This window comes from Agaribacillus sp. DX54 (genome assembly GCF_056858335.1).
This window is the reverse complement of the sequence record NZ_JBXEQE010000009.1, coordinates 22,297-47,989: the sequence shown is the minus strand read 5'-3', so window position 1 is coordinate 47,989 and position 25,693 is coordinate 22,297. Positions and strand designations below refer to the sequence as shown.

The following is a 25,693-nucleotide window of genomic DNA, read 5'->3' as shown; positions in this document are numbered from 1 at the left end:
GACGGTTGTTTATTTTTCATTGTTGGTACTATCCGGGACGGTTAATCGTTTTACAAAGCAACTGTCCCCGGGATAATCATGAAAAAAAACATTTATTTGGCGGTTTGTCTTTGTTTGACCGGTGTTTATCAGGCCATTGGTCAGAGCTATGGTACCACGCTGGGGTTACGGCTTGGAAATGACCGGGTTAAAAGGACCGTTGGGGTCAGCATGCAGCACCGGGTCATGAAGCATATGACAGTTGAAGGAATTGTGCAAACCGACTTTAACCGTAACAGCACCGTTCATGCCCTGTTAGAAATGCACAGGGGTATACTTACCCAACGTTTCAACTTTTATACAGGGGCTGGAATTTCCTTCGGTTCTGAAGAAAGTATAAGAAAGAATCGGCATGAGAAAGAAATCGTAACTACCTATGGCCATGCAACATTAGGCATTGACCTTATTTTAGGAATGGAATTTACGCTGTTAAAGCATCATTTCTCCATTGATTACAAACCCAATTTTAATCTGGTGGGCAGGGAGCCGTGGTACCGCGGGCAGATAGGTCTTTCTGCGAGGGGCGTGTTGGTGAAAGGGGCCACCCAAAATAAGCGTAAAAGACAAAGGATCAGGCAACGCAAAAAGAAGCTGAAGGCCAAAGAAAGAATAGAAAAGCAGGCAAAAACGCCTTCAGGCAACTTTTTTCATAAGCTATTTAAGAGATCTGATGCTACTCTTTCAAATTAGCCAGGAATTCCACCATGTCCCTGATTTCCCTTTTTGACATCAGGGTACCCATAGCAGGCATCCCTGAAGGGAGATTCCTGCGGGTTTCTATGCGGGAAAGCGAGATTTCCAGAGGTTCGGCATCGGATGTTTTCAGGATTAGTTCTTTTTCTGTTTCCTCGCTGAGTATGCCGGTCACAGTTTGCCCGTCTTTGAGGGTAAGGGACACGTTGCCATAACCGGGAGATAGCCTGGCACTGGGCTTTACCAGGGCCTGCAGCAGTTGTTCCCGGCTGAGTATGTTACCTATGTTTCCAAGAGGAGGCCCTACAGCACCACCATATCCTTCTAACGCATGACATCTGGCACATTGGCCGGTAGTATTGCGGAAGAAATAGTTCCTGCCACTTCGCCAGTTTCCCCCAAACAGTGTTTCGGAATAGTCTTCTTCAGGATGGCCCGCTTGAAATTCTGACAGTTTGGCAACCAGCTTTTCCGAACCGGAAGCATCAACCGCTTCAATCAGTTCCAGGGCGAGGCCCTGTGAAAGGTTTTGATCAATCATTTGATCCAGCAACCCATCCAGAATGCCTTCACTTTTGTCTATTGGCATTTTGCCCAATACCCTCAAGGTTTCTTGTTGCTCTCTGAGGGTTCCTTTATCAAAAACCGGTTGTACAATGGCTGGTAAAGCCTCTTTAGCGATGTCGAGTTCATTCAGCAATCCCAAAGCAGTGGTCCTTACGGTCTCTTCGGCATCCTCCATGCCAAGCTTAATTATACTTTCAATGTTATCATAGGTTAGCTGATGCAAAGCCAGCAGTATAGCTGATCTTACCGTCGGATCAGGATGTTTCTGCATCATCCCCGCCATTTTTGCATTAAAAGCCTTTATTTCCAGGTGACTTAACATTTGAACTGTGGCGATGGAAACCTCAGCCGCTTCGTCCTGCAAAAAAGCAGCGACGTGATCCTGGATTTTTGACTTTACAGGCTCAGGACTCCTTTCTATTTTTCCCCGGTAACGGCCGTCCACCCTGTCCAGTACGGAAGGGTTGGCCCAGGTGCCCAGCGTTGCCAAAGCTTCGGCCTTCATTTCGCTGGCTATGTCATTCCGGGCAGCAAAGGAAATCAACAAATCCAATTCCTTTTCCCCTCCGACTCTCAAACAGGCGTTGATGGCCCTTCTCAGCAAGGGTTCGGATGAAAATCTTCTGTCTTCCAGTACAGCGGCCAGTTCGGGTAATGCGGCTTCAATTGACCAATCATCGTTGATGGCCCTTGCTGCTTCTGTAACAATGTATTCGTCTTTGTCCTTCAGGAAAAGGGACACCTTTTCACTGCCAAGTCTACGCAGCACCAGTACAGCGACTATTCTAAGCTCCTTTTGAGCGTGATTTGCCAGCGCCACCACCGGTTCTATGACACCGATGCGCGACAAAGCCAGTACACCGGCATGCCTGATATACAAATCTTCTCCGTTGTTTTCCTCAAGCATATTCAGAATTGGGGTTACGGCATCCTTGCTGACTATACGCCCAAGCGCCTGGGCAGCGTAAAACCTCACCCTTGGGTTTTGGTGTGCAAGTAGCGGAAGCAGTGAGGCCCCGGCTTCCTCATAGTTTAAGTCCCCGATTATTTTTGCCGCCTGGGCTACTATTTCGGCGTCATTGTCGTTTAGTAATGCTACCAGCGTACCGGCATGTGCCTTATTTTTTGCCGCTACCTGACCGATGCCCCAAATGCCATGTATTCTGGCCAATTGGTTATCTTCCTGCGCTGTGGCTTCTTTCAGCTTGGCCAGGCCTTCATTTCCTTTTTTCGCGAGTGCAAATTGAGATTTTTGTCTGATTCGCCTGTCAGGATAAGCGAGTAAACCTGAAAGGGTCTCGGGAGATTGATTGTCGTAATCCAGTTGCATGAGTCGTTTGGTCTCCATTCTTTCCTCTTTCAGGTCGTCTTTATCCTCGCTAACATCCAGTTTCCAGACCCTCCCGTAATTTTTAGTACCCCAGCCGTTGATCCAATCGGCTATGTACAAGGCACCATCGGGCCCGAACCGGATTCCGGTTGGTAAAATGCCGCTGAGCACATCCACTTCTTCTCCAAGTTCAAAGGAGGCCCCTTTCGGCTTTAAACCAAAAGACCAGATATGGGATCGCGAAGGACTCCCGACAAACTCCACCAGGAAAAATTTATTTTTCCATTCAGTTCCCAAAGCGGTTCCGGGATTGTATGCCATGCCAGTGGGGCCGTTGTGATAATTGACAATAGGAGGAATGATATAGGCCGCCTGCCCTTCCCATCGCGGTTTGAAAAGTGCCTCATCCATCCATACTTTGTATTTGTTGTTTTTGGGATCGGTATATTTGCCATATTGCCAGTTTGCCCTCCACCCGGCATCGGACCCTTCCACAATGTGTACCAACCTTTCACTTTCCCCGGGATGATCCCCATCATTGTCTGAACTGATCAGGTTGCCGAATTCATCAAAGACAAATTCGTGCGTGTTACGTAAACCCGCCGCAAAGACTTCAAAATTGCTTCCATCCGGATTGCTTCTTACGATGATCCCTTGATTCGGGTACTTGTGTACCTTCCCGTCGGGGGCTTCTATATGGGCCCCGATGTCACCTATTGCCCAGTAAATTTTCCCATCCGGCCCTTCAATCGCTCCTGACATACCATGGCCGCTAAAACCGATATGGACGGCGTAACCATGGCTGATAGATGTTTTTTGGTCAGGTATACCATCGCCGTCACGATCCTGCAGGCGCCACATATCGGGGCCAATTCCCAGAAATATATCATTTTCCCGTACCAGCAAAGCACCGGCTACATCGGTGATCTCTTCATGAAAATCCCTGAATATTCTGGTAGAAATGTCGGCCAGCCCATTGCCTGATTGATCTTCCAGCCGCCATATTTCGTCTTGCTCCACCGCCAGGTCACGCCAGTCGTGAATACTGTCACCGTTCAGGTCTTCCAGCCAGTTATTTTGATCACTGAGTTCGGTGGCAAAGGTCTTGCGCAGGAAAGCCCGCCGGTCTTCGGGCGTTTGGAGTCCAATTGACGCCGTCATCCAATCCTTATGTCCTCGTATGTCGAATTCTGAATTTTTCTGCCGGTTTGTTCTGGTGAGATAAACGCGCCCATGGTTATCAATTGACATGGCGACAGGATCAGGAGCCAGTGAGTCAGATGCCCACAAATCTAACTTTAACCCATCGGCAAGTATTGCTGTGGTGCTCTCACGTATTTCTTTGGCTTTGGCAAGGCCCTCAACCGGATCCTCCCTGACAATGAGGAGCGGTTCTTCCGGTACAGGTTGGTCGCAGGAAAAAAGGAGCATAATTAATAACAGGCAAAGTGTGCTTTGCGGAAGGCAGGTGAATTTCATTGGTACTGTCGTGATTAAACTGAAAAAATGCTTACAAACCTAAAATATAGTAATTTGTCTGCATAAATGCTTCTGATTAGGACGGCAGAAAGGAAATAAAATTTTTTTTGTTCCGGCTTGAATTGAATATATTGTAAATTGAGTGGGCTGATTACCAGACCGCTAAACGCATGTGTTTTTTATAAGATGGTTGAATAAACTCTTATTTTTATATATGGCACAATCAAGAAGAAAGTTCATTAAACAGTCGATCGCTTCACTTGCGACGGTAACCATCGTTCCACGATATGTTTTGGGGGGCCAGGGTTATATCGCACCAAATGATAAAATTAACATCGGATTCATTGGTACCGGAAAACAGGGTTTAGCTTTGGGCAAGCGTTTTACGAAGCTGGAAGATATCCAACTGATGGCGGGTAGTGATGTGGATCGGCTAAAACTGGCCCGGTTTCAAAAAACAGTGGAAGCTTTTTATGCCGAAAAATCAGGTAAGTCTACTTACAAGGGATGTGCCGTATATGAAGATTACGGAGATTTATTAGTAACACAGGGTCTGGATGCTGTGGTAGTGGCCACTCCGGACCACTGGCATGCAAAGCCGGTGATTGAGGCGGCTAAGGAAGGAAAGGATATTTTCTGCGAAAAACCGCTCTCACATACGATTAAAGAGGGGCGTGCCATGGTAAAGGCTGTTAGAAAGTATAACCGGATACTTCAGACCGGCAGTATGCAACGTTCCCGGGAAGATTTCCGCAAAGCCTGTGAATTGGTAAGAAACGGTTACATTGGTGAAATTAAAAATATTAAAGTCAGTGTTGGCGATCCTGCTGTAGACTGTGACCTTCCGGCCGTATCCACACCGCAGGAGATAAATTGGGACAAATGGCTTGGACCGGCTCCCTCCAGATCCTATCATCCGATAATTTGCCCGCCTATTACTGATGATAGCTGGGCCATGTGGAGGAAATACAAAGATTACGGCGGCGGAATTTTTTCAGACTGGGGGGCACATATGTTTGACATTGCCCAGTGGGCTATAGGCATGGATCATAGTGGACCTGTTGAGATAACTCCCCCGGATGGAAAAGAATTCCCCTATCTTACTTATCGTTATGCCAATGGAATTACGATGATGCACGAGGATTTTGGCAGGGGCCATGCGGTGATGTTTGAAGGTTCGGAGGGCACGATAGCAGTAAGCCGGGGTTTTTTTGAAAGCAAGCCAAAGAATTTGGTAAACAAAAAGCTGAAATTGGGTGAGGTGCACCTTTATAAAAGTGAAAATCATTACCTGGATTGGACTCAGGCTATTCGCTCCGGAAAGATGCCTGTTTGTGATGTGGAAACCGGCCACCGGACTGCTACGATATGCCATTTGGGCAATATCGCCTATCAGTTGAAAAGACCCCTGCGTTGGGACCCGGAAAAGGAAAAATTTTTTGAAGACAAAGAGGCCAATGCCATGAGAACCAAAAAAATGAGAAAACCCTATAAAATAGCAGTTTAACCCGGCGGCTTTTAGCCAAATCATTATTTAGTGCGGATCACTCCATACTAAAACCAATGGTGCCCAGGCTGCTAAACTCAAGTTTCACGGTACTATCGATAACCGGGTTTTGGTAAAGAGAACCTGTAACCGCTATGTCCCCTCTGTTCAGATATTTCCCCTGCTCCGGCAGCATATGCTGATGCCCATCTCTCAGCGGGAACTCGACACTAATCCAAATCCGGAGCAAAATCCGGGTTATTAAATTGAATCTCTTATCTTCCAAAAAGAGGCTGTCTCAAAAGTGAGATGGCCTTTTTTAACACCAAATATCCTTTTGTTGGATACAGTTTGAGTGGGTATTTATCTCAAGATATGCGTAAAACACCCCCTGTTTTCTATCAATTCTCAGTGAGATTTTAACCAAGCAAAATAATATTTGGCAAAAAAATAGAGGCTACCCTTTTGAGACAGCCTCTTTTTGGTTTTTTTTGGGGCCTTACTTTTTGAGCGTGGCCATTTACAAACCGCCAAACTTGTAGCACTGCTCTGGTTATTTTTCTGAGTACAACAGGACCTTCAGGGTACCTTTCCTGTCAGGGAAAATATAAGCTGGCATACGAATTTCCAGCCGCTTAAGGTTTTCGATAGTCCTGTCAAGCCTCAGCGGAGGTGGATCGAGTGAAATAATTGAAACCGCAAGTTCCGGATGTGAAAGATTTTCCACTTTCAGTTGTTTGCCTTCCTGGTGTAATATAGCACCTCCTTTTATGATTTCCACCTCCGCTGTGGTCATCAATTGCCAGGTAATATTTTCAGTGGAGTCAGTGATTTCAAATTTATCTTCAACCACGAGCGAACGGTTACTTTCCTTGAGGAACCGGCGGGTGACATTTTTGAGTTTTGCTCCAAAAACCTGGCTCATGTCCAGGGTGGCCTCCGGTTGTTCACCGGCTTTAAAATCAACAATTGCCGCGAAACCGTCCACTTCATGCAGTGCGTTGTTGACACTTATGGTACTATGACCAAAATTATTCTTGGTGAGCAATGTCCATCTTTGACAATCCTGACAGCGTCCCCAGAGGTTAAAACCGGTTTTTTCGAGGTCATGATATCCCTGATTGCCCGGATCAACCACCCAGCGTACACCGTCCAATTCAAAAATGAACGAACCCGCATCCATATTGCCATGGTTGACGGAACCTCGGCCTCCCTTTCCACCAAAATAATATTGTGCGTCGTCGTTTTGGTCACTTGTGAAAAAAATCACCGGATTGTCACCTTCCCCTTTCCAGGCCAGCGGCGGTTGATTTTTTCCGCTTGCATCAAACTGCGACAGCCAAACCAACCCTGCCCCCGCATGCCTGGATAGTTTTCCCATAGCCTCAGGGTCTTTTAAAAATCTGTCATTTTCAAAATAGGCAGGATTTCCGGTTTTAGTGGCAAACCATGCAAGGATCATGTCGCCATTTTTACCCCGTTTATCGCCACAGTCGGCAAAGTTGTAGTACCAGCCCGAAGGTGCAATACTCAATAATCTGAAATCGGCACTTTCGAGAAAGGCAGGATAATCGGACAGCCCAAAATCCGTTCCAAAAGCACTTTCAAGCATCGAGGAGGTCACTACTGAAAAACCGGTGCCATAGCCCCAGTAGGTCGAGCCCTCAGGATACACACCATCCGGGCCGTATGAGGCCAATGCATGAGGCATTCCATCCAGGGCCCTGCTGATTGTTTTAGCGGCAAGTTCAGGATCCATCTCAGCCACTACAATGGAGGCGGCGATCATGCCACCGTGGCAAACCTGGTTCCAGTTGTTGTCACCGTTGATCCAGCCAACATTGCCTTTTTTATTGTAACTGGGTTTTATCCCTTTCTCTATCAATGTTTTTTTGGCCAGGTTTACTGTGGCAGGAGGCAGATCCTCGCCGGTCCAATCAATGGCCAGCGCTACTGCCAGTGACATTTCGGCTACATCCAGGTAGTGGGAGGGGTTCCAGTCCTGAAAGTTGCATACCGCGGTCACCTCATCATCTATGCGTTGCAATACTTTGCTGTCTTTATCTATACGATATACCATACCCAGTATATTCATCCGGTAAAGCATTTCCCTTGAGACAGAGAGTAGTCTTCGACCGGTCTTTTTCCTTTCCAGCAGGGGTTTTTTATGAGTTTCAGCAGCATTTAACCGTATGGCCTTGTACATATTTTTAACCACCGGATCATTGGTGAGTTTTTTTTTGAGCTTTTTTTCAATGGTGGGCGTAAGCATGAGCCGTGGACTGCCTTTTCTAAGGTTTTTTTTAAGGTACTGTGTGGTAACCGGGTTTTCAAGTTTTAGCGGATCATTGTCATCGAATTTTGGGTTTGCCGTTTTAAAGTCGGGACAGGCCATCGAAACGGGATGGAAAAACAATACTAAAAGCAAAAGAACGGTAATGAGAAGATGATTTAGTTTCATGACTATTGGGTATAGATAAATGAAAAAATTAGTGAGTGAAATCCCCGGACTTATTGGTTTCCGGAAATGAAATATAAACAATTAGCGTTTATAATACCTGACATTCGGTGATAATTCGGCACAGGTTAAACAATAAGGAAAAGATGCACAGCCGGTACATTGAGCGGCTGTGCATCCCGGAGCAAACGGATTGGTGGCAAATAGCTTTTAAGTATGTTTAGCCTCTACCAGCCGGGATTTTGCTTAATATCCGGATTCTGGGCTATTACGCTCAATGGAATCGGCCACAAGTAGTGTTTTCCTTCATCGAATACCGGGTTGGCCCAATCCGTTCCCTGATAAACATCAATGTACATATTACCGGATTCCGGATCAACCGTCGTATTAATTTCCGCACCTTCATAACGGGCCATGGCAGCGTCATTCCACCGTATGCCTAAATCAGGCTGTTCCAGTTTCTTGCCTTGCTTCCAACGTTTCAGATCATTGTAGCGGTGTGCTTCGAGAAAGAGCTCGATTCTACGCTCACGCCGGATTTCGACGATCAATGGAGGAACTCCGTCGCCGGTGTATCGTGGATCAACCGGAATGTTACCTATATCCATAGGAGGCATGGCAACACGATCACGTAAAAGGTTGATGCTGATATCCAAATCCCCTTGTCCAAGCTCATCAAGCTCTGCTTTGGCTTCGGCATAATTGAGCAGCACCTCGCCATATCGCAGCATGATCGCAGGTGATTCGGCGGTATTAAAGGCTTTTCCTATTTGGTCTGCGGCGTTGTATTGCTTAATTATGTGGTAGCCGGTGGTTGAGATCCGACCTCCCGGCATTCCTGTAATTCGCGGATAATCACGGCCATCATCCCTGTGATATTGATATTTTGGAGCATCTTCAGGATGCAGGATGGTTTGTCTCAGCCGCGGGTCTCTGTTTTCGAAAACATCTTCTATCTGTTCATCTCCCTGATACAGGGGTGATAAGGTGATCGGTAATCCATCAGTACACAGATAATCTTCCACCAGGCTTTTTGTCGCGCCTCCTGTATATTGGAAATAACTTTGCACGTGGTTGGTAAATATGCCTAACTGGTATTTTCTCCAATACAATACCTCAGGGTTGCCGGTAAGATCCAATACCCGGTGGTATGCATTATAATCATTCTCCGGATCACCGGTGTTGTACAGCGAATAAGGTCCGTTGTCTATGATTTCTTTGGCGGCATCTGCGGCCTCCCGAATCCATATTTCGGCGTCAGCCCCACCATGGTATTTTCGCCAGGTTCCTTCAAACAAACAAACCCTGGATTTTACCAGCAAGGCACACCATCTGTTCAATCTGCCAGGCGCATTGCCATCGCCCCAGTCATCAGGAAGTTTTTCGGTGGCAAAGTTCAGGTCATCAAGCACATGGGCCATCGCTCCTTCCCTGGGTGTCCTTGTGGCATACAGTTCCTCAGCGTCAATGTCCAATGGTTTATCCAGCCATGGCACATCGCCGAACTTTTGTACTTTATCGGCATAAAACCATCCTCTGAAAAGCCTGGCTTCAGCCGCATACTTGTCGATGGTTTCCTGTGGCAGGTTAGCGTTGTTGTAATTTTCAAGCCCAACGTTAATAGATCTGATGAAATTCCATCCTTTGTAGCCAAACCATTGCGGATTGGAGGGAACATTGTGCTTGCCGGCACGCACCTGCTGATAACGGGTGTGCCTGGAATGTCGCGGGGCGATGTTATCAGTAAATTCATCCTGATACCATAGGCTATACCGGTGGCTGTCAAACCCATCGTCATGGGCCATTAAAACAGGCACATTATCATCGTTTCTTGCCATGTTATACAGACTGTTATTGTATACCGACAGATCATTTTCGGTATTCCAGAATGTATCACTGCTGATTTCATCCAAAGGGGTTCTTTCCAGAAAATCGTCGTTACAACCATTGATCAGAAAGAGTGTGAAAAAGAACCAACCGAATTTTATACTATTACACTTCATGTCTTTGTCTTTTAAAATTTGTTAAAATGATACCCTTGCACCCAGGGTGAATATGCGTTGCATTGGGTATTCTATGGCCCCTTCATAAATAGTTTCCGGATCCAGGGGCGCGCGGATGGGAGAGTATTCCCACAGGTTCATGCCTGTAAAATAGATTTGCCCCTGTCCCAGGCCAATGCCGCTAACGAGATCGCGCGGAAGATCATAGCTAAATGTGATGTTTTTGAGCCTGATATAACCTGCATTTTGCAAAAAACGCGACTGGGTTCGGATGTTCTTTTTATCACTGGTTGAAATGTGGGGGGCGGCAAAATAAGCCTCGCGGTTATCCTCACTCCATGAGTCTTCAATGAAGTATTTTTCTACATGGCCTGCATTGAAGGGAAAGAACCAGGTCCAGTTGCCTGAAGTAGGCCAGTGATCCCTTTGCATGATACCCTGAAAGAAAGAAGACAGCCTGAAACCTTTAAAGCTTATGCCAGTGTTGATCCCAAAACTACCACGGGGGGTACTGTTGCCAATCACCCTTCTGTCTCCGGGGTCATCCAGGGTATTACTGCCCGGGCTGATAATTCCGTCACCGTTAAGGTCGGCATACCGTATATCTCCCGGTCGCCAGTTAGCGCCGATGTTGGATTGATCGGGCGCGTTGTCGATCTCATCCTGCGTCTGAAAGATGCCTAATGTTTCATAGCCCCAGATTTCATCAAGTTTTTGACCCTCATAGTACTCCGACAGGGCGCCCGAAGGATTGTCGTATTTGGTAATTTCACTGGTCCAGTCTGATAGTGCCAGTGTGACATCATAATTCCAATGGTCGTTTATATTATCCCGCCAGGTTAAGGCCAATTCCCAGCCGGAGGTTTTTAAGTCTGCGGCATTTTGCCTCGGGGCGTCGGTTCCCAAAACAGAAGGGAACTCCACTTCCATCAACATGTCTTTGGTTTCCCTTGTATACACATCAAAAGAGGCATCCAGTTTTCCCCTGAAAAGTGTAAAGTCAATGCCGAGGTTTTTACTCACCACAGTTTCCCAGGTCAATGTCGGGCTTACCAGCCCCGGTGCTGATACAAAGGGTATCCTGCCATCACCCATGATGTAAGGAGAGTTGCCTATGCCCATGGTGGCAATGTAGGGATAGTAGATGGGGTTATCATTTTCATCTACCAGCAATTGGTTGCCCAACGTTCCGTATGATGCCCTGATTTTCAGGTTGTCCAGCCATCCGCTGGCGACTGACATGAAGTTTTCGTTGGAGATCCGCCATCCTACTGATATGGAAGGGAAAATCCGAAACGGTCGTCTTTGGGAAACCTCGAGGTTCCGTCATACCGTCCGTTGGCCTCTATCAGGTATCTCTCTTTGAATATGTAGTTTACCCGGTAAAATACCCCGCGCAAAGCTAAATGGGAACCGGAACCATAGGTTTCCTGGGTGCCGACCGTAGCATTCAGATCGGTTATCGAGGGGGTGATGAGTGACCTTGCCCGGGCCCTTACGAACTTGTTTTGTCCCCATTCCTGGTTAAAACCAACCATAGCTTGTAAGTAATGGCCTTCCAATTTGTCAAAGGTATATTCGGCAAAGGCGTTGAACACATAATACTGGTTGTAATTGTTCCGGTTGTCAATCCAGTCGTCTCCGCTAAAACCATTATTGATCGGGTTGGGATCGGTCAGGTCGGTAGAAACGATTTCAACCTTACTTTGAACATCCTGGAAATTGCGGTGGAAGAAGTTATAGGAAAAATTGGATCTTATGGTCAGGCCTTCCAGAGGGGTAATGGTCGCACCGGCAGTTAACCAGGTATCATTTTTGGCAAAGGTCGTGCGTCCGCCATCCAGCAGGTAGGGAAAGAAATTGGTGCCACCGAAATACATACCGATGTATTGCTCGTATTGCTCGCGGTCTCCGGGTGTTATGTAATACGCAAGATCCGGAAATTGAATCGGCATAATAGGGTTTACCCTGGCCAGAGAATTGATATTCACATCCCAATTGTAGAAGTGTGGTTTATCACTGTGTTGTGAGTTGAATACCACCTTTTGATCCAGGCTCAGCCATTTGTTTAGTTTGAAGTCACTTTTTACCAAAATATTGTATCTTTCAAACGCTTCGTTGTTGGCGGGCTTCAGGTATCCGTCCTTACTCAAATATCCAAAAGAGACAAAATAAGTAGCATTTTCCGACCCTCCGGAGATGGTAAGATCGTGCTGATGCGTGGGGGCGAAGTCTGTCATGATTTGATTCTGATAATCATTGAAGCCATAAAACCGCAGTTGCCCGTCAACCACACCCCAGGCAGGGGCCGTATCAGGATTTTCAGACCAGGCCTTTGTACCGGCTACCATATCTGCGTCATATGTAGGTACGCCAAAGGTTCTTTCATTGGCGATATTCCTGGCTAATACAAATTCATGGGGGTCGGTAACCACATCCATATTAAAAATGGGTTTGGCCAACGACCACTGGGTGCTTAACTGCACATTGACTTTGCCGCGTTGCCCTTTTTTAGTTTCTACCAAAATCACCCCATAAGCAGCCCTGGCACCGTAAACTGCTGCGGTAGCAGCGTCTTTTAAAACGCTGATGCTTTCAATATCATTGGGGTTGATACTGTTAAGGTCCATGGGGACATTGTCTACCAGAATAAGTGGTGTTCCACCATTAATCGATTCGAAACCCCGGATGTTGAAGTCCACAGGGGCCGAAGGATCCCCATTTTGTGGAGTAACATTCAAATTTGGGATCACTCCCTGTAAACCTTCCCCGACATTGGCTATGGGCCGGTTTTCCAGCACTTCGCCTTTAGCAGTTCCAACCGCGCCGGTTAGGTTTACCTTTTCCTGTGTACCGTATCCAACAACGACGACTTCGCTTAGGGTTTGAACGTCAGCCTGCATGGTCAGATCGATGACTGACCGGCCGTCGATAGGTTCCTCCACCGTCACGAATCCTATGGATGAAAAAATCAGGGTCGTTGCATTGTCAGGGGCATTTAGTACATAATCACCATTGATATCGGTTACGGTTCCTATGGCTGTTCCTTTTACCAAAACATTGACACCGGGAATGGATTCCCCATTTTCAGAGGTCACCCTTCCTTTTATCTCTATCTCAATAATCTCCTCGATAACCGGTTTGTTGAGTCTGTCCGGAGATATTCTTTTCACAAAAATGACATTGTTAACACGCTTAAATCCAAGTTTTGATTGCAGTGACACCTGTCTCAAAAGGTTAGCCAATGTGCCATCGTAAGCATCCATATCGAATGCTTTTTGAAGATTAATGGCTTTTCGGTTAAAAGCGAAAGTAAATGCTGTTTTTTCCTTGATTTCATCAAAAAGACCGGCGAGTGTTCTTGTGTCACCGCTTAAACTGATTTGCAGCTTTTCGATGCTCATTTTTTGAGCTTCTACACTTTTAGCAGTCAACAATGAAAATGTCACAAATTGTATAATTGCGCCACATAAGCAATATTTTGATAAAGTAATTATTTGTCGAAGTATGCATATTTTCATAGTTTCGTTTGTTTTTTAATTAATTAACACTTGATTAAAAAGCTTGATATAAGCCAGCGCCCGCCAAGTTGCTGGCTTATTCCTCTTTAGCTGGTGTCAAAAAAATTTGCAAGGCTCATTTTTTGTCTTGTTTAGAAGTTAGTCGAACATATTTTCCATTGATATCATAATCCAGTGAGAAAGAATAAGACATTCCTTCCAGAACTGCTTCCAGACTTTGATTTTTAAACTTCCCGGTAAATATTCCTTTCAATTCGCCCTCAATGATAAATTCCACCCCATACCATCTCTCAAGGGTCTTTAACACATCCCCGATAGGTTCATCTTCAAAGTAAAGCATACCATTTTTCCAGGCTATCAGCTTTTCCGAATCCACATGGATTTTTACCATTTTCTCCTGACGTCCAGGATAATAGATTACCCCTTCACCCGGATTTAATGAAATCGGTTCACTACCCGTACTACGGTTTTTTACTTCTATCCGGCCTTTGACCAATCCAATTCTTATTTCCTTTTCCTCAGCAAATGATCTTACATTAAAGGAGGTTCCCAGGGCAGTTACTTCAGCGTTATTTGCTATTACTTTGAAAGGCCGGCCGGCATCATGTGCTACCACAAAAAAAGCTTCTCCATGTAATGCTATCACCCGCTCATGAGAGGGAAACCGGGCCGGGTATTTTATTCTGCTGGAAGAATTCAAAACTATTTGCGTACCATCTTTTAAAAAAATTGTGGATTTTTGACCGGCTGGATTTGATTTGTAAACATATTCCTGAGAAAGCGAAGTGCCGGAGAGTCTGTTTTTTGAAATGATTTGATGGATAACAATCCCAAGCCCTAATATAACGATGGCCGGAAGAGAGGCCACTATGTACCGCCATTTTTGAGATCCATGTGGCAGATTCCCCACTTTTTTCCCCTCAGCCGGAGCAGATCCCTGCCGGGCTACTTCGTCTGTTTTGTGCGAAACAAACAGGCTTGATTCGTTTTTAGCCGCTTGTATTTTTTCAAAAACACCCGTTGGATCCCATTTCCTTCGGCGTTTCCTTTTTATAGACAAGCGGAAAATATCAATTTTTTGTTTAATCTTTTCCTCACCCTGACCGGAAAAATACCATTTTAAAAAGGCTTCTGCCTCCTCCTGCGAACATAAGCCCTTAAAATATTTTTCTGCCAGTCTATAAGGATCCTTCATTCATCCGGGTCAATTAGTAAACCTAATAGCCACAACAGGTGGCTAACACTCAGTCGAAGGAAAAATTTTAATACTTATTTAGTCAAACTAGGTGGCTGCAATTTTGCTTCTTAAGCTTTTGCATGCGCGGTACAGATGGTTTTCCACCGTCCTTTTAGAAACCTGCAGTGTTTTGGCAATTTCGTCGAGTGTGCGGTTTTCCTGGACTTTCATCATGAATACCTGTTTTTGTTTTTTGGGTAGTTGTTCCAGGTATTTCCTGGAGATTGCTTCTAGGTCAGAAAAAATCAGATAATCTTCAGTTTGATTGGTAGAAGACGGAAAATGATTCAAAGCGTATTTTTCGTAAGCCGTTTGATAAACTTTTGCCCTAATTTTTTTAATAATGATCGATTTACTAACCTTTTGAATATAGCCCTTAAAAGACCGGTTGGCATCGAGGTTAGCCCGGTTCTTCCAGATTTGTAAAAAAACCTCCTGCACCACCTCTTCGGCTTCGGCATGATCCAGATTCAGCTCACAGGAGTTGAGGTAAACTTTATAGGAATATTTTCTAAAAAGATAATCAAAGGCTTTTTCGCTTCCTTTTTTAAGGTGTATGACCTGACTGTAATCACCATGCCGAAATAAGTTTGCCATACTGATTCAAGTTAATGGTATGTCAATTTTCATTGACTTCCACCTTTGTCATCGGGTGCGTTCCGGACAAATAGGATTAATTCACGAATAAAGAAATCAAATGCTATTCAAATTAGGCAAATCATATTAAAACTACAAGTCAATTTGAAAGTTGGCAAAAAAATGATGATTTGATAGGTATTTTTAGGATAATTGAAATCGGAAAATCGATAATTGGCAATCAGGCATTTATGGTGTTTTGTGTTCATTCATCACCGGTCCGTATTATTTCTTTACCTTATTAGATTCATACCGGTAGACAGGATTCAGTTTTTTTGCCGAGTTGGTGGTTAATTCCAAATTATGGATAACGCCGTCGTCGATATGGTAAACCCATCCATGAATATAGGGAAACTCGCCGTTTTCCCATTCTTCCTGAATAAATGATACCTTAGCCAGGTTATTCACTTGTTCTAATACATTAAGCTCCACAAACCTTTCCCCTCTTGTCTTTTCATCTTTAATGGCATCAAGTTCTTTGCAATGTATTCTGTAAACATCTTTTATATTCAACAACCAGTTGTCGAGAAAACCAAAGTTGTTGTTGGTCATTGCCGCCAGCACGCCGCCGCAGCCATAATGTCCACAGACGATGATATGTTTCACCTTCAAGACCTTAACGGCATAATATACCACACTCAGCAGGTTGGTATCGGTGTGAACCACCATATTGGCGATATTTCTTTGAACAAATATAGAACCGGGCAGTGTGTTTGTAATTTCTTCCGCAGGAACCCTGCTGTCAGAGCATCCTATCCATAAAAATTCCGGGTGTTGACCTTCAGCTAGTTTTTTGAAAAAATCCGGGTTAAACTTCATGGTATTTTCCACCCATTTCATATTCCCGTCCAAAAGATTTTGATACTTATCAGGCATATCGGTTTATCGTTTTGTTAGTGTATTCTAATCTACAAAAATATTTTTAATCAGGGTAGGGATCATATTCATTTTCAAAATATTCGTATGCTTTATGATGACTTATTTTGTTTTTTATATATGATCAGGTCATTTGTTGCCACTTCATCCACCTCTGACCCGGACAACCTTAGCGGTGTTGTATTGCCATTGAACCGTAATTTCATTTTATTTACATGTTGCTTATAAAAGCTGAAGAACTTTTTATTCATCACCAAATACGGAAATTTTTGTCATCCATTAACGGGTTAATTATGGCAGGGGGCAGGAGTTCGAGGTTGGGAAGGGATAAAGCTTTTATCGAATACCATGGCAAACCCCAGGTGTTGCATTTGTATGAAATGTTGGCGTCCCTGCAAGTCCCGGCATATATTTCCTGTCGACGAAGTCAGGCAGATCAGTTTCAGGGTATATGCCCGCTGATTTTTGATGGAGATCTATCGATTGGTCCATTAGGAGGAATTTTTGCCGCAATGGAAGCCTATCCGGTTCATGATTGGCTGGTGATAGCGAGTGATATGCCTATGGTTACGGAGCGAACCCTGGTGATACTTATGCAAAAGTATGGGAAAAAATCAGTGACTACCTACAAGAGTCAGAAAAAAGCTTTTCCCGAAGTGTTATTGACGATTTATAAGAAGGAATTGTTACCGACCTTTCGAAAAGCGATCCACCGCCGGAATTACAGTTTACAAACTTTATTAAAAAGTGTGGAAAAGCATTTTGTAATACCTGAAAACGAATTGGAATTGCTCAATGTTAATACCGTGGAGGACTTAAACGCAGTTCTCCATTTGATCAGAGATCAACAGTTACCTAACAGGCCTAACTCAGATTAACTTGAATTTTTTGCCGGGTAAAGCCTTTATGACCCCCTTAAATTCCAATTGTAAAAGCAAGTTAGCCACCTGGTTAACAGGCAACTGGGTCTTAAAGCTGATTTCGTCGATTAGTATTCCGGATTTTTCATGATTAAAAACCTGTACAATTTTTAGCTCTTCCTCTGAGCAACGAAGATCGTATTGGAGAGACTTTTCCGGCACAGCCGTGGCAGCTTCTGTAAGATCCCAGTTCATATGCCTTTCCAGACTGGCCACATCTGTGAATATGTTGGCTCTGTGATTACTGACCAATTGGTTACAGCCTTCCGAATATTTGTTGGTAATGTTGCCTGGCACCGCGAATATATCTTTGTTGTAGCTGTCAGCGATGTTGGCGGTAATCAGGGCCCCACCTTTTTTTGCCGCTTCTACAATAATCAGAACATCAGCAATTCCCGCTATAATCCTGTTTCTTGCCGGGAAGTTGTGCGATTCGGGTTTCACACCCAATGGATATTCTGAAAGCAATCCGCCTTCACTGGCGATCATGTCATTGACTATGGCCCTATGGAACCGCGGATAAATAATATCCAGACCGCTCGCCAATACACCCACTGTAGGTATATTTACTTTTAAAGCGGCCTTGTGTGCTTGTATATCGATGCCATAGGCCAGTCCACTGACAATCAAAGGCTTATGTTTACTTAAATCCGAAACGATCTTTTCAACCACTTCTTTTCCATACCAGGTCGCTCTTCGGGTGCCTACGATAGCAATGGTCCTGGCGTTGTTCAGCTTAGCATGGCCTTTGTAATAAATCACAGCAGGTGCGTCATAGATCGGCTTCAAATTTTTGGGGTAGGATTCTTCGGTGTAAAAATGAACGGAAATTCCCTGATCTTCCGCATTTTTGAGTATGTCTTCAGCGGTATTAAAGGTGTTGGCCTTCAATATAGCGCTGGCATTCACAGTGCCTATGCCCGGAATTTTACTTAATTGTTTTTTTCGGCTCTTAAACACTGCCTCAGCCGAGCCACAATAGCTGATTAATTGTTTGACGAGGATATTCCCTACGCCAGGAATAAGCGCTAAGGCTACCTGACAGGTTTTTTCATTGAACATAGATATTCACCCAGCATTTAAATTTAAAAAATACCAATAACCGGGGGAATGTTACGCATTACGCGTTAGCAAAATGGAAAATATTTTCGAAAAGTGGAAACTCCGGGGGGTAATTTATCTTAATTCTTCCTTGATTTCCACCAGAAAGGCCCTTACTCTTCTCAGGGATTCAATCATTTGCATTTTGTCTTTAACCGCCTCATTGCTGTTTTTGAGTATTTCCTTGGCGCCCTGAAGCGTGTAGCCCTTTTCCTTGACAAGATGATAAATCAGTTTGACATTGTTGATGTCATCTATGGTAAATTGCCTGTTGCCTTTTCTGTTTTTCTTTGGTTTTATAATGTCAAATTCACCTTCCCAAAATCTAATCAGTGAAGTGGCTACGTTCAACATGTCGGCAACCTCTCCAATGGTATAGTATTTTTTTTCTATTACTTTCTCTTTATAAGGCACTTTCTAAAGATGGTATTTGATGGCCAATGATTACATTAAACTTTTAGCAAAAAACCTAAAAAATTTAAATAAAAAAAGACAAACAATGGGACTATCATACATTTCACCGATAGTTCCATTTTATTAAAATTATTGTCCTAAAAATGGTGAGATTAAGCAATTTAAACAATAATTTTTCTATCGATGCTTTATATTCTTCGATGAAACATTTAAGGTATAAACGGGTATGTTTTTTTTTATTGTGTTACATATCGAATGAAACCCTGATCGTCCAAAACAATACGGTTTTCGGGAAAATCGGCCGTCATCAGTTCCCTGAGCTTACTGATTGCTTTTTTGTTTTTATCGATTTGCGGTCCTCCGGGGCTTAGTTGGATAAAAGGAAAAATGCGGGCATGTAAAAACTGCCCATCGGCTTTGGTGAAGACTTTCACTATGGGTGCCAGACTATTGGGCCCTTTTAGGTTGAACCGGGCATAGGTGCAGAAATTACCCAGGCTGTAAGCGATAAACCGGTTATTATAGACTTCGACTGCACGCACGACGTGAGGCCCGTGGCCAAATATCACGTCAGCCCCGGCATCTACCAGATCATGGGAGAATTGATAAACATTTCCCCGGTTTTCACCATAGAAAGTCTCGGTTTTCCGGGTAACATGCTGATATTTTTTCCCCTCCGCCCCTCCATGAAAGGAAACAATCACGACATCACTGATGGAATCGAGGTGTGAGACAATTTCAATGGCGGCTTCATGGTCGTGAATGCTCATAGTCCCCGAATTAGGTGCAAAAGCTGCAAATCCGTATTTCATGCCATCAATAATGAAGGTTTCGTACGGTTTGGCTTGCAAGCCTGCGTGGTAGATCTCCAGGCTATCCAGCACCCTCATGGTATTTTGCCTGCCGATATCCCCGAAATCGCCGGCATGGTTGTTAGCAGTGCTGAGTACATCAAACCCTGCCTGTTTCAAATGCACAGCAAGATATTCCGGTGATCGGAATAAATAACACAGATCCGGGTTTTTGCAGTTTTTAGGAGTTCCGCCATCATTTAAAATGACTCCCTCGAGGTTACCAAAGGTGACATCGGCATCTATCAGGAATGGCCGGGCCTCAGATAACAAAAACCGGCCGCTGTCGGGAGGCAGATAATCGGGTTTGGGAAAATTGGTCCCTAACATAATATCACCCACACCGATAATGCTTAATGTATCTTTTATGAGCCTGTGGATACCAATGGCTATCTCTTCATCCAGGCTGGTTAGGGTATCTCCCCGGGAGGTGATGAATAGGGTATCCTGCGGCTTTATAAGGTCTGCCTGTGGCAGGGTGTCTGCCGGATGGGTGGTTCCCGTTGATTTTGTCTGCAACCGGTTCACTTTACATCCTGTAATGATAACAGTACAGGTCAGGAAGATAAACAGATATTTATTTAGATGCATGAATTAGAAATGATACTTCCAATAATCAATTTAGTGCCGGATTTTTAAGATAAGTACCTTTATCCCATAAAAAAAGGCAGACGCGGATAAGAGCGCTGCCTTTTTGCCATATTTTTATATATTTTATCCTAAAGACTGATTTTCCCTGGCCGCCAGTTCCAGTAATTTCTCATATTCTTCAGCGGTCACATCCATAAACAAATAGGGAGCCGGGTCTATTTTTTTGCCATCCTTTATTATTTCGTAATGAACATGGGGTGCTGTAGAGGTTCCCGTACTACCTACGTAGCCGATACATTCCCCTCTTTTCACTATTTGTCCTTTTTTGACATTAAATGCGCTCATATGGGCATATTTGGTGACAAAACCATACCCGTGGTCAATTTCCACCTCTTTGCCATATCCACTGAAATTATTCTGGACTTTGATAACCTTACCATTGCCTACGGCATAAATGGGCGTACCCTGTGGAGCGGTAAAATCAATGCCTGTATGCATTTTCCGGATTTTATGGATAGGATGGATCCGCATGCCAAACCCTGAAGCCAACCTGGTCAGTTCTTTGTTGGAAATCGGTTGAATCGCCGGCATACTTGCCAACAGGTCGGCTTTATTTTTTGCCATATCGACAATCTCATCATAAGATTTGGATTGGATGAACATCCTTTTCTTCAGCATATCCAGTTTTTGCAGGGCACCGATCAACAATTCTTCCTGATTTAGTCCTTTCTCAAGGAGTTCCTTGTAACGTTGGGTGCCGCCTATTCCTGCACTTCTAACCGTAGAAGGGATAGGTTCCGCTTCAAAAATTACACGGTAGATGTCGTCATCCCGTTGTTCCAGGGCCGATAATACAGAGGAAACTGTCTCCATTTCCTTGTTCATCAGATCTATGTGAAGCTTCAATTCAGAGTTTTCCTTCTTTAAAGCGGCCTCTTTGGGTGAATCGAAATAGGCATCCCGTCCAAATAGGATGATGATGGCGATTATCAGAGATACCGCAAAAAATCCTAATAAATTAAGGGTAATGTCCCATTTTGAGACCTTCACTCTTTCGTATTTACACGTTTCCGTGTCATAATAATATTTTATTCTGGCCATTAGCTACTAGTATTGTAAAATCTTCTATTTTTGCAGTCGATTTAAGCGGCAAAACTAATAAATTTAACCTTGCCTATCACCACATTATCTAAAAATAACACAAATTTAAAGAAGATTTTTTCGCTATAAAAACATCAAAAAACACAAAATAGCATCTAAGTAAGATTTAAATGGATTCTAAATCAATACGAGCCAGTTTCATCAAATTTTTTAAAGACAGAAATCATCAGTACGTTCCGTCAGCGCCCCTTGTGGTAAAAGACGACCCTACCCTGATGTTTACCAATGCAGGTATGAATCAGTTTAAAGATTTATTTCTGGGTAACAAAGAATCTGATTACAACCGGGCAGCCAACAGCCAAAAGTGCCTGCGGGTGTCAGGAAAACATAATGATCTGGAAGAGGTTGGGTTGGATACGTATCATCATACGATGTTTGAAATGCTTGGAAACTGGTCCTTTGGTGATTATTTCAAAAAAGAGGCCATTGTATGGGCGTGGGAATTGTTGGTGGATGTTTTTAAGCTGCCCAAAGACCGGCTTTATGTGACGGTTTTCGGGGGGGATGAAGAGGAAGGACTGGAAGTTGACCAGGAGGCTTATGATCATTGGAAAGCAATTACGGGTGAGGATCGCATTATTTTTTGCGCTAAAAAAGACAATTTCTGGGAAATGGGGGATACCGGTCCCTGCGGACCCTGCTCGGAGATTCATATTGATTTAAGGACAGATCAAGAAATAAGCCAAAAGTCTGGCTATGAGCTGGTTAACCAGGATCATCCCCAGGTGGTGGAAGTCTGGAACCTGGTATTTATGCAATTCAACCGGTTGGCTTCCGGAGCGTTAGTAAACCTCCCCGCCAAACATGTAGATACCGGCATGGGCTTTGAAAGGCTGACAATGGCCATTCAGCAGAAGGAATCAACCTACGAAACCGATATTTTTATGCCATTAATTGATTTTATTGGCCAAAAGGCAGGGTTGGAATATGGGGAAAAGGAAGAAACCGACGTGGCTATCCGGGTCATTGCCGATCATATCCGCGCCATTTCATTTGCGATAGCCGACGGCCAACTGCCATCCAATAACAAGGCAGGCTATGTCATCCGCCGTATTTTAAGACGGGCTGTCAGATACGGATATACGTTTTTAGGGTTTAATGAACCTTTTTTATATCAGTTATTGCCGATCCTGGCAGAACAATTCGGCGATTTTTATCCTGAAATCGCTTCTCAACAAGCCTTTATAAGCAAGGTAATTCAGGAAGAGGAGCTATCTTTTTTAAGAACATTGGAAAATGGCTTAAAAAAGCTGGAGCAAATAAAACAAGCGCTGCGCGGAAAAGATAAAACAATTGACGGGAAAACTGTTTTTGAGTTGTATGATACGTATGGATTTCCAGTCGATCTTACCTCTTTGATTGTCAGGGAAAATGAATTGAAAATCGATGAATCAGGGTTTAAACAAGAAATGCAGCAGCAGAAAGACCGTTCCAAGAAGGCCGCTGCCCAGGAAACGGGGGATTGGACGGTGCTTTCAGACGACGAAACCGTAACATTTGTGGGGTATGAGCAATTGGAATCGGAGGCACAAATTATCAAATACAGGGAACTGAAGGAAAAGCATAAAACCTTATATCAGATTGTATTAAGCAATACCCCTTTTTATGCCGAGAGTGGGGGGCAGGTAGGCGATACAGGCTTCATAGAAGCCGGTGGTCAAAAGGTCAAAATCATAGATACCAAAAAGGAAAATGAATTGATTGTTCACTTTACGGAGGAATTGCCTCGTGATGTCAATGCGATGTTCCATTGCGTGGTAGACAAGAAAAAGCGGTTGCTCACTATGGACAATCACAGTGCCACACATCTGCTGCATGCGGCTTTAAGGGAGGTGTTGGGAGATCACGTACAACAAAAAGGCTCCTATGTTTCTGACCAGATTCTGCGGTTTGATTTCAGCCACTTTGCAAAAATGACGGCCGATGAAATACTCCGGGTAGAAAAACGGGTTAACGAGAAAATCCGTGAGAATATACCGCTGGGCGAACGTAGAAATGTACCTGTTGAAGAGGCAAAAGCCATGGGGGCTATCGCCTTATTTGGGGAAAAATACGGCGATTTTGTACGTGTCATTACCTTTGATAAAAACTACTCCGTAGAGCTCTGCGGAGGAACCCATGTAGCTGCCACCGGACAAATTGGCCTCTTTAAAATTATCTCAGAAAGCTCCATTGCGGCAGGTGTCAGAAGAATTGAAGCACTTACTGCCGAGGCCGCCGAAGATTTTGTGATTCATAACCTGCAGATGGTCTCGGCCCTGACCGAGGTATTAAAAAATCCTAAAGATTTGCAACAGGCCGTTGCGTCATTAATCACAGAAAGACAAAAGTTACAAAAAGACCTTGAAAAGCTACATGCCCAGCAAGCCAACACCCTGAAAGATGACCTGATCGCCAAGGTAGCAGCCAGAAAAGGGGCGAATGTATTGATAGAAAAGGTGAGCCTTCCTTCTGCCGATACACTGAAAAATATGGCTTTCGGGCTGAAAGCCAAGGTAGATAACCTGTTCCTGGTATTGGCTGCAGACATTCAAAATAAGCCGCAAATTGCGGTAATGATTGCCGATAACCTGGTGGCTGATAAGGATTTAAATGCTGGCAATCTGGTCAAGGAATTAGCCCGGGAAATTAAAGGAGGAGGGGGAGGACAACCCTTTTTTGCCACCGCCGGAGGCAAAGATGTTTCGGGGCTCGACAAGGTGGTAGAGGTCGCCAGAAAAAAAACAAATGAGTTATTTGCTTAATTTTTAAAAAATAGAACATATATTTGTGAATTATATAGCAAAAGTAGCTCGTTGTTGTGAATTTGAAAAAGAGTATCAGGGATAAGTATGAGACGGTGATCGGACTTGAGGTTCACGCCCAACTCCGTACCGAAAGTAAAATATTTGCCGCTGATGCTACTACTTATGGTGATGTCCCCAATACAAATATCAGTGTTATTACCCTGGCCCACCCCGGCACATTGCCTAAATTCAACCGGAAGGCATTGGGTTATGCCATCAAGATGGGTTTAGCCTGTAACTGTGAAATTACCCGTGAAAATATTTTTGACAGGAAAAACTATTTTTACCCCGATCTTCCTAAAGGTTATCAGTTAACACAGGATAAAACACCTGTTTGCCAGGGTGGATATGTAAAGATAAAAAATGGTGAGGGAGTTGAAAAAAAACTCACTTTGCACAAAATCCATCTGGAAGAAGATGCCGGTAAATCCATACATCTTTCCGGAGAAGAGGACACCCTGATCGATTTTAACAGGGCCGGTGTGCCATTGATTGAAATAGTTACCGAGCCGGTCCTTAGATCGGCAGAGGAGGCGGGGCTGTTGCTTTCGGAAATAAGAAAACTGGTGCGATACCTGGAAATATGTGACGGTAACATGGAGCAAGGATCACTGCGCTGCGACGCTAATGTTTCTATCATGTTGAAAGGTGCCAGTGCGTATGGTGAAAAGGTGGAGGTCAAAAACATGAATTCGATCAGAAATGTTCAACGGGCTATAGAGTACGAGATTAAAAGGCAAATAAATCTTATAGAAGCCCGGGAGGAGGTTGTCTCTGAAACCAGAACTTTCAATGCCGACACTTACACGACAGCCAGTATGCGTACCAAGGAGACATTAAATGACTATCGCTATTTCCCTGATCCCGATCTTAGTCCGGTTGTAGTGAGTGAGTCTTGGCTGGAAAAATTGAAACGCGAAATGCCGGTACTGCCCGACCAATTAATGGAAAAATTCACTTCCCACTACAAACTGCCTGAGTATGACGCACTTTTTCTTACCGAAACCAGGGAAATAGCGGCCTACTTTGAAGAAATATGCCTTAAAGACGGACACCCAAAGTCGGTTTCCAACTGGATGATGGGCCCTGTCAAGTCTGTATTAAATGATAATAACTGGCAAATCACTGATTTCCCTATTGATGCTAACACCATGGCTGCGCTTATACAGATGGTATTGGATGATGTGCTTAGCTTTACGGTGGCTTCGCGGCAGGTTTTTCCTGAATTGCTTAAAAACCCTGACCGCGATCCGTTGTCCATTGCTAAAGAACACCACCTTATACAACAAAATGATACTGATTCCATTCAGCCTATTATCGATGAGGTAATCGCGCGGTTCCCCGATAAAGTCAAAGCCTACCGGCACGGAAAGAAAGGACTGATTGGGATGTTTATGGGTGAGGTGATGAAAAAAAGCAAAGTAAAGGTAGATCCAAAGCTGGCCAATGAACTCTTACGCAAGACTTTGGGTTAAATTAATGCTGTAAATTACCAACTAACCATTACCTTTGTCGTTACATATATTTAAGTTTGAAATAGCTTT

General features: G+C 44.1%; 18 protein-coding genes. 5 read left to right on the top strand and 13 right to left on the bottom strand.

Annotated elements, in window-relative coordinates; translation table 11 throughout:
• The first annotated feature begins 78 nt into the window (after nt 1-78).
• A complete protein-coding gene (locus AC04NP_RS12020; RefSeq protein ID WP_482859997.1) occupies nt 79-729 on the top strand; it encodes a hypothetical protein in 651 nt (216 codons plus the stop codon).
• On the opposite strand, the gene AC04NP_RS12015 is transcribed toward AC04NP_RS12020, so the two are convergent.
• Nucleotides 713-4,108, bottom strand: coding sequence for a DUF7133 domain-containing protein (locus tag AC04NP_RS12015; RefSeq protein ID WP_482859996.1), 3,396 nt, complete (start codon nt 4,106-4,108; stop codon nt 713-715). The genes AC04NP_RS12020 and AC04NP_RS12015 overlap by 17 nt on opposite strands.
• Before the next feature lie 214 nt (nt 4,109-4,322).
• Between AC04NP_RS12015 and AC04NP_RS12010 the strand changes: the two genes are divergently transcribed.
• Complete coding sequence (locus AC04NP_RS12010; protein WP_482859995.1) at nt 4,323-5,615, top strand: Gfo/Idh/MocA family protein; 1,293 nt, start codon at nt 4,323-4,325, stop codon at nt 5,613-5,615.
• A gap of 37 nt (nt 5,616-5,652) precedes the next feature.
• Here the strand turns inward: AC04NP_RS12010 and AC04NP_RS12005 are convergent, their stop codons facing one another.
• The 8 genes from AC04NP_RS12005 to AC04NP_RS11970 form a co-directional block, all read right to left on the bottom strand.
• Nucleotides 5,653-5,880 (bottom strand): hypothetical protein, encoded by a 228-nt coding sequence (locus AC04NP_RS12005; protein WP_482859994.1) that lies wholly within the window; start codon nt 5,878-5,880, stop codon nt 5,653-5,655.
• A 267-nt stretch (nt 5,881-6,147) separates the two neighbouring features.
• Complete coding sequence (locus tag AC04NP_RS12000; protein WP_482859993.1) at nt 6,148-8,055, bottom strand: heparinase II/III domain-containing protein; 1,908 nt, start codon at nt 8,053-8,055, stop codon at nt 6,148-6,150.
• Between the two features lie 224 nt (nt 8,056-8,279).
• Nucleotides 8,280-10,055: a RagB/SusD family nutrient uptake outer membrane protein gene (locus AC04NP_RS11995; RefSeq protein WP_482859992.1), complete on the bottom strand. Its 1,776-nt coding sequence runs from the start codon at nt 10,053-10,055 to the stop codon at nt 8,280-8,282.
• 21 nt (nt 10,056-10,076) lie between these two features.
• Entirely contained in the window at nt 10,077-11,297 is a 1,221-nt protein-coding gene (locus AC04NP_RS11990; protein ID WP_482859991.1) for a SusC/RagA family TonB-linked outer membrane protein, read from the bottom strand.
• A gap of 26 nt (nt 11,298-11,323) precedes the next feature.
• The gene (locus tag AC04NP_RS11985; RefSeq protein ID WP_482859990.1) at nt 11,324-13,459 is read right to left on the bottom strand and encodes a SusC/RagA family TonB-linked outer membrane protein; all 2,136 of its coding nucleotides are present in this window, start codon (nt 13,457-13,459) and stop codon (nt 11,324-11,326) included.
• A gap of 232 nt (nt 13,460-13,691) precedes the next feature.
• A complete protein-coding gene (locus AC04NP_RS11980; RefSeq protein ID WP_482859989.1) occupies nt 13,692-14,771 on the bottom strand; it encodes a FecR family protein in 1,080 nt (359 codons plus the stop codon).
• A gap of 87 nt (nt 14,772-14,858) precedes the next feature.
• Nucleotides 14,859-15,410, bottom strand: a complete 552-nt coding sequence (locus AC04NP_RS11975; protein ID WP_482859988.1) for an RNA polymerase sigma factor — start codon at nt 15,408-15,410, stop codon at nt 14,859-14,861.
• A gap of 264 nt (nt 15,411-15,674) precedes the next feature.
• Nucleotides 15,675-16,325: a carbonic anhydrase gene (locus AC04NP_RS11970; RefSeq protein WP_482859987.1), complete on the bottom strand. Its 651-nt coding sequence runs from the start codon at nt 16,323-16,325 to the stop codon at nt 15,675-15,677.
• 269 nt (nt 16,326-16,594) lie between these two features.
• Here AC04NP_RS11970 and AC04NP_RS11965 point away from each other — a divergent pair, with 269 nt between their 5' ends.
• Entirely contained in the window at nt 16,595-17,203 is a 609-nt protein-coding gene (locus tag AC04NP_RS11965; protein ID WP_482859986.1) for a molybdenum cofactor guanylyltransferase, read from the top strand.
• Here the strand turns inward: AC04NP_RS11965 and dprA are convergent.
• The 4 genes from dprA to AC04NP_RS11945 all read right to left on the bottom strand — a co-directional run bounded on the left by dprA (nt 17,195) and on the right by AC04NP_RS11945 (nt 21,303).
• The gene (gene dprA / locus AC04NP_RS11960) at nt 17,195-18,307 is read right to left on the bottom strand and encodes a DNA-processing protein DprA (RefSeq protein ID WP_482859985.1); all 1,113 of its coding nucleotides are present in this window, start codon (nt 18,305-18,307) and stop codon (nt 17,195-17,197) included. The two genes, AC04NP_RS11965 and dprA, sit on opposite strands and share 9 nt — an antisense overlap.
• Nucleotides 18,308-18,421: 114 nt before the next feature.
• Entirely contained in the window at nt 18,422-18,760 is a 339-nt protein-coding gene (locus tag AC04NP_RS11955; protein WP_482859984.1) for a MerR family transcriptional regulator, read from the bottom strand.
• 236 nt (nt 18,761-18,996) lie between these two features.
• Entirely contained in the window at nt 18,997-20,202 is a 1,206-nt protein-coding gene (locus AC04NP_RS11950) for a CapA family protein (RefSeq protein WP_482859983.1), read from the bottom strand.
• Between the two features lie 123 nt (nt 20,203-20,325).
• Entirely contained in the window at nt 20,326-21,303 is a 978-nt protein-coding gene (locus tag AC04NP_RS11945) for a peptidoglycan DD-metalloendopeptidase family protein (RefSeq protein WP_482859982.1), read from the bottom strand.
• Between the two features lie 170 nt (nt 21,304-21,473).
• On the opposite strand from AC04NP_RS11945, the gene alaS reads away from it, so the two are divergent.
• Entirely contained in the window at nt 21,474-24,107 is a 2,634-nt protein-coding gene (gene alaS, locus AC04NP_RS11940) for an alanine--tRNA ligase (protein ID WP_482859981.1), read from the top strand.
• A 56-nt stretch (nt 24,108-24,163) separates the two neighbouring features.
• Nucleotides 24,164-25,624: an Asp-tRNA(Asn)/Glu-tRNA(Gln) amidotransferase subunit GatB gene (gene gatB / locus AC04NP_RS11935; protein WP_482859980.1), complete on the top strand. Its 1,461-nt coding sequence runs from the start codon at nt 24,164-24,166 to the stop codon at nt 25,622-25,624.
• Nucleotides 25,625-25,693 lie beyond the last annotated feature (69 nt).

Bases quoted from the DNA above. Each gene is read 5' to 3' on its own strand.
- AC04NP_RS12020 (WP_482859997.1), top strand. From the start codon at position 79: ATGAAAAAAAACATTTATTTGGCGGTTTGTCTTTGTTTGACCGGTGTT.
- AC04NP_RS12010 (WP_482859995.1), top strand. From the start codon at position 4,323: ATGGCACAATCAAGAAGAAAGTTCATTAAACAGTCGATCGCTTCACTT.
- AC04NP_RS11990 (WP_482859991.1), bottom strand. From the start codon at position 11,297: ATGTCAGTCGCCAGCGGATGGCTGGACAACCTGAAAATCAGGGCATCA.
- AC04NP_RS12015 (WP_482859996.1), bottom strand. From the start codon at position 4,108: ATGAAATTCACCTGCCTTCCGCAAAGCACACTTTGCCTGTTATTAATT.
- AC04NP_RS11970 (WP_482859987.1), bottom strand. From the start codon at position 16,325: ATGCCTGATAAGTATCAAAATCTTTTGGACGGGAATATGAAATGGGTG.
- alaS (WP_482859981.1), top strand. From the start codon at position 21,474: ATGGATTCTAAATCAATACGAGCCAGTTTCATCAAATTTTTTAAAGAC.
- AC04NP_RS11945 (WP_482859982.1), bottom strand. From the start codon at position 21,303: ATGGCCAGAATAAAATATTATTATGACACGGAAACGTGTAAATACGAA.
- dprA (WP_482859985.1), bottom strand. From the start codon at position 18,307: ATGTTCAATGAAAAAACCTGTCAGGTAGCCTTAGCGCTTATTCCTGGC.
- AC04NP_RS11975 (WP_482859988.1), bottom strand. From the start codon at position 15,410: ATGGCAAACTTATTTCGGCATGGTGATTACAGTCAGGTCATACACCTT.
- AC04NP_RS11980 (WP_482859989.1), bottom strand. From the start codon at position 14,771: ATGAAGGATCCTTATAGACTGGCAGAAAAATATTTTAAGGGCTTATGT.
- AC04NP_RS12000 (WP_482859993.1), bottom strand. From the start codon at position 8,055: ATGAAACTAAATCATCTTCTCATTACCGTTCTTTTGCTTTTAGTATTG.
- AC04NP_RS11995 (WP_482859992.1), bottom strand. From the start codon at position 10,055: ATGAAGTGTAATAGTATAAAATTCGGTTGGTTCTTTTTCACACTCTTT.
- AC04NP_RS11985 (WP_482859990.1), bottom strand. From the start codon at position 13,459: ATGAGCATCGAAAAGCTGCAAATCAGTTTAAGCGGTGACACAAGAACA.
- AC04NP_RS11950 (WP_482859983.1), bottom strand. From the start codon at position 20,202: ATGCATCTAAATAAATATCTGTTTATCTTCCTGACCTGTACTGTTATC.